The organism is Nostoc sp. UIC 10630 (genome assembly GCF_010747425.1).
Classification (GTDB): domain Bacteria; phylum Cyanobacteriota; class Cyanobacteriia; order Cyanobacteriales; family Nostocaceae; genus Nostoc.
Window position 1 is genome coordinate 1 of the sequence record NZ_JAAGOG010000033.1, and the last position, 13478, is coordinate 13478.

Annotated in this window: 8 protein-coding genes and 1 pseudogene; 6 read left to right on the forward strand and 3 right to left on the reverse strand. The window is 40.0% G+C overall.

Annotated features, from left to right (window positions below; genetic code table 11):
* Positions 1 to 548: 548 nt before the first annotated feature.
* Positions 549 to 1868, reverse strand: a complete 1320-nt coding sequence (locus G1O98_RS10960; RefSeq protein ID WP_163928823.1) for a dihydroorotase — start codon at positions 1866 to 1868, stop codon at positions 549 to 551.
* 271 nt (positions 1869 to 2139) lie between these two features.
* Here G1O98_RS10960 and lepB point away from each other — a divergent pair, with 271 nt between their 5' ends.
* From lepB to G1O98_RS10980, 4 genes are all read left to right on the forward strand, one after another.
* Positions 2140 to 2793: a signal peptidase I gene (gene lepB / locus G1O98_RS10965; protein WP_163928825.1), complete on the forward strand. Its 654-nt coding sequence runs from the start codon at positions 2140 to 2142 to the stop codon at positions 2791 to 2793.
* A 123-nt stretch (positions 2794 to 2916) separates the two neighbouring features.
* On the forward strand, positions 2917 to 3699 hold the full coding sequence (locus tag G1O98_RS10970) for an MOSC N-terminal beta barrel domain-containing protein (RefSeq protein ID WP_163928883.1): 783 nt from the start codon (positions 2917 to 2919) through the stop codon (positions 3697 to 3699).
* 529 nt (positions 3700 to 4228) lie between these two features.
* A complete protein-coding gene (locus tag G1O98_RS10975) occupies positions 4229 to 7801 on the forward strand; it encodes an ATP-binding protein (protein WP_163928827.1) in 3573 nt (1190 codons plus the stop codon).
* Positions 7798 to 9633, forward strand: coding sequence for a GGDEF domain-containing response regulator (locus G1O98_RS10980; protein ID WP_163928829.1), 1836 nt, complete (start codon positions 7798 to 7800; stop codon positions 9631 to 9633). Before G1O98_RS10975 ends, G1O98_RS10980 begins: the two co-directional genes overlap by 4 nt.
* 38 nt (positions 9634 to 9671) lie before the next feature.
* Here the strand turns inward: G1O98_RS10980 and tnpA are convergent.
* Positions 9672 to 10019 (reverse strand): annotated as a pseudogene (gene tnpA / locus G1O98_RS10985) (IS200/IS605 family transposase); the annotation flags it as partial.
* A 105-nt stretch (positions 10020 to 10124) separates the two neighbouring features.
* Between tnpA and G1O98_RS10990 the strand changes: the two are divergent.
* Positions 10125 to 11330, forward strand: coding sequence for an RNA-guided endonuclease TnpB family protein (locus tag G1O98_RS10990; protein WP_163928831.1), 1206 nt, complete (start codon positions 10125 to 10127; stop codon positions 11328 to 11330).
* A gap of 147 nt (positions 11331 to 11477) precedes the next feature.
* Positions 11478 to 12914 carry a response regulator gene (locus G1O98_RS10995; RefSeq protein WP_163928833.1) on the forward strand — a complete coding sequence of 479 codons (1437 nt, stop codon included), beginning with the start codon at positions 11478 to 11480 and terminating at the stop codon, positions 12912 to 12914.
* Between the two features lie 123 nt (positions 12915 to 13037).
* Here G1O98_RS10995 and G1O98_RS11000 read toward each other — a convergent pair whose 3' ends face one another.
* Positions 13038 to 13475: a four helix bundle protein gene (locus tag G1O98_RS11000; protein ID WP_163928835.1), complete on the reverse strand. Its 438-nt coding sequence runs from the start codon at positions 13473 to 13475 to the stop codon at positions 13038 to 13040.
* Between the last annotated feature and the right edge of the window lie 3 nt (positions 13476 to 13478).

Sequence of the window (13478 nt, forward strand, 5' to 3'; positions counted from 1 at the left end):
TGGTCGGGTTGTGGGGAAAAGGGGGAAGGGGGAAGGGGAAAGGGGAAAGAAAAAACCTTTAACCTTTACCCCAAACCCAATTCTGAGTTAAAAATCCAAAACCCGAGCAGTATTGGGATGAAGGTCATATATGTTTCATTTTGTTTACTCCTATCCAGCTGTAAGATTTAACGAACTGCCTTCACTACGAAACACCACGCGTAGCTTGCTTTCCCATAAAGGTACGCGCAACATCTCGTTGCACACCAAGCAGGGAAAACGAAGATTAAATAGGTAATCTTATAGCCGTAAGGAGGGAGTTATTGAAGATTTGACTTCAAACACTTATAAATAAATTCAGAGTTTCATGTTGCAATTTTTGATACAGCAACAAGTCAATACCCTTTGGTTAAAAGGGTAAAGAAGGAAAAACAAAGATTTTCGTCTTTTAGCTTTAACCAAACCGCATTGGTCTAGTCTTAACTCTGGATAGATGAAAATCTTGCCTATTCAAGTATGGCTTTGATGTATAAATATCTGTCTACTACGTAAGCTTAAATAAACATTTGCTATAAGAAAGTTAAAGCTTGACCCCGCACTTGGGTATTTACTTGGCCTTTCTCATAAACTATCTCACCGCCGACAATGGTAGTTGTAGCCCAGCCTGTGAGGTTCCAGCCTTCAAATGGACTCCAATGGCATTTGGTTAAAAGTTCCTCACGCCGGACTGGACGGTATGTATTTAAATCTACAAGCACTAAATCAGCATCATAACCAGGTGCGATCGCTCCTTTATTGGGAATACCATAAGCCACAGCTACATTCTTAGACATCCAGTTGACAACTTGGGAAACAGTACACTTTCCCTCCATCGCCGCAGTTAACATCAAAGCTAGGGAAGTTTCCACCCCAGGCATTCCTGAAGGAGTATTGGGGTATTCTTGAGCTTTTTCTTCTAAGGTGTGGGGTGCGTGATCTGTAGCGATGAAATCAATCACGCCATCGCGCAAAGCTTGCCAAAGGACTTCGTTATCGTGGGGCGATCGCAAAGGTGGATTCATCTGTGCTAAAGTACCAATCTTTTCATAAGCACTGGTGTTTAACACCAAATGCTGTGGCGTTACCTCTGCTGTCACCCAACTAGGTTTCTCCTGACGCAATAAATCTGCTTCTTCGGCTGTTGACATGTGAAGAATATGCAGACGACGGTGATATTTTTGAGAAAGTTTTAATGCCAGTTGGGTTGCCAACAAAGCCGCTTGATTATCTTGAATTTGCGAGTGAACGGCTGGATCGTGAATGTTGGCAAATTCTTGGCGACGTTGGTTGATTCTAGCTTGGTCTTCGGCATGAACAGCAATTAAGCGATCGCCTTTAGCAAATATCGTCTCCAATGCTGTTTCACCATCAACTAGCAACTGACCGTGCATCGACCCCATGAAAATCTTAATTCCCGGTGTGGGCTTGGCCAAAAGCAAGTCTGGAAGATTCTCTGCTGTTGCCCCAATAAAAAAGCCATAATTAACCAAGGACTTTTGTGAGGCCCGTTCTAGCTTGTCGTCTAAAGCTTGCTGTGTCGTTGTTAGGGGGCGCGTATTAGGCATTTCTAAAAAAGAAGTGACTCCACCTTTAGCGCAGGCGCAACTAGCGGTGAATAAATCTTCCTTGTGTTCTAAGCCAGGTTCCCGGAAATGTACCTGCGGATCGATCACTCCCGGCAACAAAGTTAACCCTTCTGCGTCAATTTCAGTGACTACAGCTGTTTGGGAGATTTCTGGCGCAACTTCGACTATTTGGCGATCGCGGGTCAACACATCCCCAATCATCATTTCACCATTGGGTAGGACTATGCGAGCGCGACGGATCAGTAAAATTTGTGGAGATGACATAAGGCTAACTTTTTTAGGCAGGGAGCTATATATTACAGATAACTATGCTTTTAGGTTAAACTTAGTCGCGCTCTGAGTGTTAAATTTTTTGCTGACCGTTAAAAAAAAAGTTTATTTTTAATCTATGAAGAACCCCATTTATCAATAATCTAAAATTGGTAGTCAAGATGCGAACATAACCAGGAAATTAAAATTTTCCCGTTAAGATTAACAGATAAAGTCTCACTAGGCGAGTTAATTACCTACATCTTTCCTTCAGTTAAGTAATTTCATGCAAAATCAAGTGTCTGATAACAACTCTAGTCAACAACCCGATAATTCCTGGATCGCAGAGCTAGGTAGAACAATTGTATTGAGTATTGTTCTAGCTCTGGGAATTCGTACCTTTGTTGCTGAAGCACGCTGGATTCCTTCTGGGTCAATGGAACCCACTCTGCATGGTACGCCAAACCAGTGGGAAGCAGACAAAATCATTGTCGATAAGTTGAAATATAAATTTGCTGACCCGCAGCGTGGAGATATCGTAGTATTTTCACCCACGAAAGAGTTACAAAAAGAACAATACCAGGATGCTTTTATTAAAAGAGTAATTGGCTTACCTGGAGAACAAGTACAACTCAGAAATGGCAAGGTCTATATTAACAACAAACCCCTTCCAGAAACTAATTATCTCAGTTCTGGTCAAAGCACAGTTATTAATGTTTGCCAATCAGGGCCACAGCCACCTTTTTTGGAAAAACCCCAGACTATACCAGATGATTCATATCTAGTACTAGGTGATAATCGTAACAATAGTTATGATGGACGCTGCTGGGGTGTTGTCCCTCGCCAGAATATTATTGGAAGGGCTGTAGTTCGTTTTTGGCCTCTAAATCATGTCGGGGGAATAGATAAAGTACCACCATATCCCCAAACAACCCCATAACAGATAATTTAGCTTGATGCTTTTGCTCAAGAAGAATTTAGTAAGGTAAATAAATCATAAAATAATTTTAGATTGGTGATTTAACAGTCCCTAATCTAAAATCTAAAATCTAAAATTGCTATGATGCCTTACCTAGCCAAGATTTTACTGTATCCAGTAAAATCACTGGATGGTGTTGAAGTTGAAAAGGTTGGAGTTCTTGCCAGTGGCGCACTACAGCATGACCGCGAGTTTGCCATCTTTGACGAGCGGGATAGATTTGTCAATGGCAAGCGTCATGCTAAAATCCATTTACTAAGGGTGCAATTTGCACTTTTCAATAGAACTATTTCGCTACAAATCCCAGGCGGCGATTCACAACAAGTTTTTCATCTGGATGACGAACGGCAAGCCCTAGAAGCAACTTTGAGTAATTATTTTGAGTTTGCTGTTACATTAAGGCAAAACTCTCTGATGGGCTTTCCTGACGATACATACTCGCCAGGCCCAACGGTAATTAGTACAGCAACGTTGACAGAAGTAGCTTCTTGGTTTCCCGATTTAAGTGTAGATGAAATACGCCGTCGGATGCGTGCCAATATCGAGATTGATGGTGTACCAGCATTTTGGGAAGATCGGCTATTTAGCGAACAAGGTGATTTAGTCTCCTTTCGAGTAGGAGATGTAGATTTTTTTGGGGTTAATCCATGCCAGCGTTGTATAGTTCCAACACGCGATTCTTACTCAGGGGAAGCTTACCCAAGCTTTCAAAAAATCTTTGCAACCCAGAGGCAAGCAACTCTGCCTAATTGGGTTGCTTCATCGCCTTTTAATCACTTTTACAGATTGAGTGTTAATACTCAATTGCCTATATCCTCAGCCGGAAAAATTTTACAAATCGGTAATGAAGTTGACATACTTGTATAAGAAAATTAATATTTATTTACAATAAAAAGCACTAAGTAAATTTTCTTGGATTTTTTTTGTTATTACTATGTATTTGCATGAAAATTTTAAAATTGTTGTAGTTAGATATAGATTTTTGTGCAAGTCCAGAGGTTTCGAGACTGGAAAATCAAGACCTCAGCAATTAGAAATTAAATTTAGGATTAGGTGCTAATGGCAACCTGAATTTTAGAATGGCATACTGTAGCTTATCGGTTAAATTTCAGTTGTTCTGAGTAAATGTACTGATACATTGCCAGATAAAACTGAGCGAATTAAGCCGTAATGTTTACAAATCGGCTATGCCTACGCAAAATTTGAAAATTGGAGGTTGGAGAAACTTAACTAGTCAGACAAGTATCCAAACAAAATTTTTTAATGCTTTTTTTATACTCAATTTTCTCAGAGATGTCATGATCGAAGTGATGACATACCGTAATTTTTTTGGTATTAAATATAGCTGGCATAGCAAAAATGCCCCAAATATATGCTGGGGAAAAATTAAACAACAATGTTATCCAAACTTCAGTCCGTCAAATCTCTTAATTGCTTAGTTGGCAAAGTTTACGCCAGGATGCCCCTAAAGTATGTTCTGATTGTCCCCTTTATATTGCAAATTTGCGGGGCGGTGGGGCTTGTGGGCTATCTTTCGTATCAAAACGGACAAAAAGCGGTAAGAGAGCTTGCTAGCCAATTAGAAAATGAAATCTGCGATCGCATTGAACAGCATCTTAATAACTATTTAACAACTCCGAAGCAAATAAATCAAATTAACTTAGATGCGGTTGAGCTAGGTATGCTCAACCTTTCTGACTTTAAAACTGCCGGAAATTACTTTTGGAAACAAATGCAGGTTTTCAATGTTGGCTACAACAGCTTTGCCAACCCCAAAGGGGAATTTATCGGTATTGAACGTTTAGATAATGGCAAGCTGTTGATTAATGAAGTTAGTCAAAAGCATGGTATTGGGAAACTTTATATTTATGATTCAGACTTGAAGGGAAATCGTCGCCAGCTTCAGCAAGTTAAAGATTACGATCCTCGGACAGAAGCGTGGTATGCAGATGCAGTCAAGGCTGGCAAACCCGTTTGGAGTCAAATTTATCAATGGGAAGATAAACCAGAAGTTTTATCTATATCTTCCAGCTATCCTGTTTACGATAAGACCCGCAAGCTTGTTGGGGTGATTAGTGTTGATTTAATTTTGTCACAAATCAGCAATTTTTTAACCAAATTAAACACCGAACAATCGGGTAAAACTTTTATTTTAGAGCGTTCTGGGTTAATAGTGGCTTCTTCTACCGAACCACCATATAGCATCATTAATGGTCAAATAAAACGTCGAACAGCATTAGAAAGTCGAAATTCTTTAATTAGGCTCACAACCCAGTCTTTGATCAAACGCTTTGGTAGTCTTGGGTTTGTGGTGGGGAAGCAACAGCTAACTTTTAGCGCCGATGGTATGCGTTATTTTGTACAAGTAAAAAGTTGGAAGGATGAACTGGGTTTAGATTGGCTAATCGTAGCGGTGATTCCTGAAGGCGAATTTATGGAGCAAATTAATGAGAACACCCGCATCACCGTTTTACTGTGCATAGTTGCTTTTTTAGTGGCTACAAGAATCGGGATTTTAACTGCTCGCTGGGTAATTAAGCCGATTTTACAATTAAACACATCAGCTAAGAAAATTGCTCAAGGTGAATGGGAGCAAACACCAAAAATTCAGCGCTCCGATGAGTTGGGGGAACTAGCCAAGTCATTTGAAACTATGGCAAAGCAGCTGCAAGCATCCTTCAGTGTTTTGGAGGCAAAGAATGCTCAGATGCAAGTTTTAAATGAAGCTCTATCTGAAAGTCAGAGTCGGCTAACTCAATTTTTAGAAGCTATGCCAGTAGGTGTATTTATCATAGATGCTGAAGGTGAACCTTATTACACAAATCATATTGGGCAGCAAATTCTTGGTCAAGGAGCGATCGCAGAAGTTAGAAGCGAACAATTGTCAGAGGTATATCAAGCTTACCTTGCCGGCACAGATCAACTTTACCCCAGCGATCGCCTACCAATTTTGAGAGCATTGCTTGGGGAAAGTACCAGGATTGATGATATGGAAGTTCGCCATTTTGACAAGATTATTCCCGTTGAAGTTTTGGGCAACCCCATCTATGATGAATCAGGAAATTTGGCTTTTGCGATGGCTACCTTTTTTGATATCAGCCAACGCAAACAAGCAGAAAACTTATTAGCAGAATATAATCGCACCTTAGAAGCTCAAGTCAAAAAACGTACTGAAGAGTTCCAGCAAGTGATTGAGCAACTGCAAACTACCCAAGAAGAACTGATTCAATCGCAAAAAATCGCCGCCCAAGAACAGCAAGCAGCCGTTCGGGAAGCAGCGCGAAGCGCCGCCGCCAACCTCGCCAAAAGCGAATTTCTCGCGAACATGAGCCACGAACTGCGTACCCCACTCAACGCCATTCTTGGCTTCACCCAAGTCATGAGCCGAGATTATTCGCTATCTAGCGAACACCAAGAAAACTTGGCAATTATTAATCGTGCTGGCGAACATCTACTTAACTTAATTAACGACATTCTAGAAATGTCTAAAATCGAAGCTGGGAGAATCACATTAAATCGCAGTAGCTTTGACTTAATTCATCTATTGAATAACCTAGAAGAGATGCTGTATTTGCGTGCTGCATCTAAGAGCTTACAAATAGTATTTGAGTATGCACACGACATTCCTCAGTACATAGAAACCGATGAAAATAAACTATTTCAAGTCTTGCTCAACCTCTTGGGGAATGCTATCAAATTTACTGATATTGGCAGAGTAACTCTACGGCTGAGATGGGAGCAGGGGGAGGAAAATCTTTCTTATAACCCTCGTCTCTTGTTCGAGGTACAAGACACTGGTTGCGGTATTACTCCACAAGAAATTGGCTTGCTGTTTGAGGCTTTTGAGCAAACCGAAATCGGTAGAAAATCTCAACAGGGAACAGGGCTAGGTTTAGCAATTAGCCGTAAATACGTGCAACTGATGGGGGGAGATATTACAGTCAGCAGTACTCCTGGTATAGGTAGTACATTTGCTTTTGATATTCAAATTGCTTTAGCTTGTCCTAGAGAAATGCCGATAAACCAAATTAAATCTCAAATTCTATCTTTAGCGCCGACTGAAAAAGCATACCGCATCTTAGTGGTTGATGATGCCAAAGAAAGCCGTCTACTGCTAGTTAAAATTCTGACATCTCTGGGCTTTGAAGTCAGGGAAGCTACAGATGGTGTGGAAGCAGTTAGTAATTGGGAATCTTGGCAACCAAACTTGATTTTTATGGATATGCGAATGCCGATCATGGATGGCTACGAAGCTACAAGAATAATTAAAGGTAAACAAGTAGGGTATGGGACAGCCAGTAGATTACGGAGGTTCCCAAAATTTAAACAACTGACATCATCGGGGAGCCAGTACCTTAACGGAGGGTTAACCGACTCAGATGACTGTGAGGTTCTCAAAACTATATACAAAGCCTCTTCCACACCAGAAATAGCTGGTGTCGTGGAACACAATCATGACGCTTCTGGTGCGGCCATTTTGCGATCGCCAAAAGCCCTAGCTTCCTGTTTCGACTTCCTGGAAACAGGGCAGGGTTGTTTGAATAAACACACAATCGTTATTGCCCTAACTGCTAGCGCCTTTGAGGAAGAACGTCAGAAGATTTTATCTATTGGCTGCGATGATTTTATTCGCAAGCCATTCACACAGGAAGTATTATTGGAAAAACTGAGCCAACATCTGGGTGTAAAGTATACCAATCAAGTAGAAAACCCAAATACAGCAGTTGCCGAGCAAGCTACACAGATATTTGTTAGTTTTGCTGAACTCCTGAGTCATTTATCACAAATGTCACCTGAGTGGCTTCAAAAGATCCACTATGCCGCAGCCAGCTGTAGCGATGAATTGATTTTAGAGTTAATCAAGCAAATTCCCTTAGATAATGTTCAGGTATCGCAAGTTCTTAGGGATTTAGCAAATAACTACCAGTTTGAGAAAATTATGGAATTGACTAGAACGAACGTAGAATGAATTACGAGCATTTAGACCCTAATAAAAAAGATATTTTGATCGTTGACGATATGGCGGACAACCTGCGGGTTTTATCCTCAATATTGACAAGGGAAGGGTATAACGTTCGTAAAGCCTTGAACTGGCAAATGGCACTGACAGCAACTCAAACAGTATTGCCGGATCTGATTTTGCTCGATATTATGATGCCAGAAGTAGATGGCTATGAAATTTGTCAGGCATTTAAAGCTTGGGAGCTAACAGCCGATATTCCGGTAATTTTTATTAGCGCTTTAGATGATGTTTTTGACAAAGTTAAAGCCTTTAAGGTAGGTGGTGTAGACTACATCACTAAACCTTTTGAGTTTCAAGAAGTTTTAGTGCGCGTGAAAAATCAACTGGCATTGAGGTCAGCGCGATTAGAAATATTGAAACTCAATGTAGAATTGGAACGTCGGGTAACACAGCGAACTGAGGAGCTAGAAAAAGCTCTCCAAAAACTTCAAAAAGAAATCAATTCCCGCCAAAAATTGCAAAGTAAACTATTAGATATAGCGCTGCATGATTCGTTGACTGGATTACCAAACCGAGTGTTGTTTATGAGGCGACTAGACAATGCTCTCAATCGAGCAAAACAAGAATCTAGTTATCAGTTTGCAGTACTTTTTTTAGACTGCGATCGCTTCAAAGTTGTCAATGATTCCCTTGGTCATTTGGTAGGAGATGAATTGCTGATTTCTATCGCTCGTCGCCTGCAAGCGTGTCTCATACCTATTGATACTCTAGCCCGATTGGGTGGTGATGAATTTGGAATTCTTTTAGAAAATATTACGGATATCAATATAGCAATACAAGTTGCCGATAGGATTCTAAAACAGCTATCACTTGCTTTTAAACTATCAAGATATGAAGTCTTTATGAATGCTAGTATTGGCATTAGTTGGGGCAATAAAGATTACGATCGGCCAGAGTATTTGCTGCGGGATGCTGATACAGCAATGTATCGGGCTAAGGCTCAAGGAAGAGCCAAATATCATGTTTTTAATCCAGCGATGCATCAAGAAGCAATTCAGCTTTTAGAGTTAGAAAATGACCTACGAAGGGCTGTTGAAAGGCAAGAATTCCTCGTTTATTATCAGCCAATTGTTTCTCTAATTACAGGTAGAATTTCTGGATTTGAAGCCTTGGTGCGCTGGCAACATCCAATTCGTGGTCTAGTTTCTCCTACAGAATTTATTCCTGTAGCAGAAGAAACAGGTTTGATTAATGCCATCAATACTTGGGTATTACAGTCAGCTTGTCATCAACTAAGCATCTGGCAACATCAGCCAGTGACACCAGAACCTCTAACGATTAGTGTCAATTTGAGTGCTAGGTTATTTTTACAACCCAATTTTGTAGAACAAATTGACCGAATTATTTATGAAACTAAAATAAATCCTATATATTTAGAATTAGAAATAACAGAAAGTGTAATTATGGAAAATACTAATGCAATTAAGATAATTTTTCAACAACTAAAACAGCGAAGTATAAAGTTGGTTATGGATGACTTTGGTACAGGATATTCTTCTTTAAGTTACCTGCACAGCTTTCCTTTAAATGCACTCAAAATTGATAAATCTTTTGTCAAACGTATGCAGGATAATAAAGAAAATATGGGGTTAGTACCAGCAATGATTGGCATTGCCAATTCAATGGGTATGAGTGCGATCGCTGAAGGTGTCGAAACAGAAGAGCAGTTAGCCCAGTTGAGAAGTCTAAATTGTAATTTTGCTCAAGGATTTCTGTTTTCTGAACCCATAGAAGAACAATTGGTTGTTAAGTTGCTTGCCGCATCACCTCAATGGTAGCTATCCACTAAGCACTTGGCAAAATAGTTTTTAACTGCTTAAGTTGAGATATTGCCAGCAGTTGAAACAAAATAACTGGGTGTCCACAAGGTAGGAAGTTTCAGTAATTCGGGAAACTATTTTCTTAGGCGATGTGATGTTCTAGCTTTAATCAATCTAATGATTTTACTAGGTTCGTCACTAGGTTTTGCGTTCACGAATAAATGCAGATGGTCGGGCATAATTTCCATTGCAATGATTCGCCATCTGTTTTCGTGACACACTTCACAAATAATCTGCTCTAATCTTTCTGAAATTGCCCCAACCAATACCTTTTTACGTCTTTTGGGGATAAATATAAAGTGATAATTCAACAGAGATACAGCATTTTCATGTCTGTATTCCTCTGGCTAAAATTTTCCCATAATAAGGTTAAAAACGCTTATCTTTTGTCTACAGATATTGTATTCTAGACATTAACTATAAACAAGAGTCTAGGGGGTGATTAAGTAGTGCTGGTGTTGGAGTACAAAATCAAAGGTTTTAAGTTGCAGTATCAAGCCATAGATGAAGCTATTATAACTACACAGTTCATCAGGAATAAAGCTATTAGATATTGGATGGATGCACCAAGAGAAGCCAATATTAATAAAATTGCTCTTAATAATTACTCAACCGCACTACGAAAAGAGTTTAAGTTTGTGGAAGAACTAAATTCAATGGCTTGCCAATCCGCAACAGAAAGAGCTGTGATCGCTATTGATAGGTTTTATGGTAATTGCAAAGGTAAAATTCCAGGTAAAAAGGGATATCCACGCTTTCAGAAAGATAACCGTTCCGTTGAATACAAAACTTCTGGATGGTCATTGCATCCCACTAAGCGACGTATTACCTTCACTGATAAAAAAGGTATTGGTGAGGTTAAATTACTCGGTAAATGGGATATTAACACCTACCCAGTCAAGTCAATTAAACGAGTGAGGTTAGTCAAAAAAGCCGATGGGTACTATTGCCAATTTGCAATTAAAACTGAATCATTAAGTGAGTCAAGAATTGCCGATGATGAAGTGGGTTTAGATGTTGGTTTAGAATATTCTTACTCTGACTCTAATGGGCATCATCAACCCAATCCCAGGTTCTTGATAAAAGCAGAAAAATCAATTAAACACGCTCAACGTCAGATTTACAAAAAGGAGAAAGGTAAAAACCAACGACGAAAAGCTAGACAGAGATATGCTCGAAAACACTTAAAAGTAAGTAGACAACAGAGTGAACACGCTAAGAGAATAGCGCGTAACGTATGCAAGGCTAGCGCCTTAGTGGTTTACGAAGATTTAAGGGTCAAGAACATGGTAAAAAATCACTGTCTTGCTAAATCAATTAATGATGTTAGCTGGGGGTTTTTTCGTCGTTGGTTAGAATATTTTGCAGTCAAGTTTAATACAAAAGTTGTTGCCATCAATCCGAGAATGACATCTCAAAAATGTAGTGATTGTGGTGCAATAGTTAAAAAATCTCTTTCAACTCGTACCCATAAATGTAGTTGTGGATGTGAGCTTCAAAGGGATGTGAACGCTGCAAAAAATATTCTGAATCTTGCAAAAGCTAGGGACGGGCAGTCACAAAGGAACGCTACTGGACTAGCAACCTCTACTCTACTTGGGGAAACCCTGGTTGAGCAAGTGGCTAGGGTGAAGGTAGAATCCCCGTGTCTTTAGACCGAGGAGTGTCAAAAAACTCTCTAGCCACTGTGGGAGTTAAACTATAAATACAAGTATTTTGGTGAAATAGAGCAAAAAAATCAGGGTAATTTTAAATAAGCATTTACTATCCTCAATCATTACAAGCATAGCTTTTAATACATAATGCATTTCAATCAAACTAACCATCATAAAAAAAATATTTTGGTGGTCGATGATACCCCAGATAATTTGAGGCTTTTATCGGCAATGTTGACTGCACAAGGTTTTGAAGTTCGCAAAGCTTTAAACGGTAAAATGGCACTAACTGCATGTCAAATGGTTTTGCCGGATGTGATTTTGCTGGATATCAACATGCCAGGGATGGATGGCTATGAAGTTTGTCAACAACTGAAGGCTGACGATAAAACTTGTGAAGTCCCAGTAATTTTTATCAGTGCCCTGGATGATGTTGTGGATAAAGTAAAAGCTTTTGATGTTGGTGGTGTAGATTATATTGCCAAACCTTTTCATGGGGCAGAGGTTGTGTTGCGAATTGAAAATCAGATTAATTTACGTTTGCTCCAAGTTAGACTGCAAGAAAAAAACTTTTTATTGCAAGAGGCTCTTGACAACTTAAAATCTGCTCAAGTTCAACAGATTCAGAATGAAAAGATGGTGGCGCTGGGGCAGCTAGTGGCTGGGCTGGCTCATGAAATTAACAATCCCATCAGTTTTATTTATGGTAATCTCCAATATGCTGGTCAATATGTGCAAGACCTAGTAAATCTCATTGAAGTTTATCAAAAAGAATATCCTAAACCCACACCAAAAATTCAGCAAATATCCCAAGATGTAGACCTGAATTTTGTGATTAACGATCTACAAAACCTCATAGGTGCAATGTATAGAGGCTCCGATCGCATTCGGGAAATTGTCGTGGCGCTACAACACTTTTCTCGGCATGATGAGGCAGAGATGAAGCGGGTAAATATCCATGAAGACATCGAAAACACTTTGGTGATGTTACAACATCGACTCAGAGAAGCAGCAGACCGTCCCGCAATTATTGTAGTGAAAGATTATGGTAACTTGCCCCTAGTTACTTGCTATGCGAGTGAACTAAACCAAGTATTTATGCATTTATTGAATAATGCTATTGATGCAATAGAAGAGGGAATGGGGAAGGTTGGGCCCCTGGGAATAAGGGGTAATGGGGAGTGGAGAGCGGGGAATCAATCTTTTAATCGTTATTCTCAAATGCCACTTGACGGGAGTCGCTCTAATTGGGGAGACACACCAGTTCCTGCACTCGGAGAAACCTCAAACCCTCAGTGGCTCTTCCCTACCCCCCAAATTAGGATTCACACAGAGGTGACAGACTTAAATACGATCAAAATTGCGATCGCAGATAATGGCCCTGGTATAGAAGAGGCGGTGCGATCGCGTTTATTTGACCCATTTTTTACCACAAAACCTGTGGGCAAAGGTAGTGGGCTAGGATTATCTATTAGCTATCAGATTATCGTCCAAAAACACCGAGGAAATATTACCTGCACCTCTTCTGTTGGGCAAGGAGCAGAGTTTGCAATTGAAATTCCCATTGAGCAATCTGAGCATTAGCCAACAGTAAACTCGTCAATGAAGAGGATAACCCGAATTTCTCACTCATAGGGTGGGGAGTGTGGGAGGGAGGGGGAGTGTGGGAGATGTGGGAGGTGTGGGGAGTGTGGAAAGTGTGGAAATTTAGTCAAGTAACCAATCATCTGGATGGGTAATCATCTTGACTAATCCACTAAGGACTTGATTGTAAGGAGCGTAGAGTTCTCTTCCTTGTTCGACCGTAAGATATTGACACTTCACAGCAAACTTTAACCAAACTTGAGTTTCTGCTGCTTCCGCCTGTCTACGACACGCTCCGCGAACACAATCATTCAGTTTAGCGACAAAAGCGGCTTTATATCGACGTTTTCTCCAAGCCTCTGCCATATTTGCACAGACAGAGCGAGAGGAGCGACGAATTTGGTCAGTTAATGAATATTTTTCTTCAACTGGGAACTTTTTAGAATATTCAAAAATTTGCATTGCTGTTTCAAATGCTAATTGATAAATGGCTAAATCCTCATGAGTTCTAAAATACTTCTTCCCTTTTTCTTCCATCTTCTTTAATTTCGACCGTTCCATTCT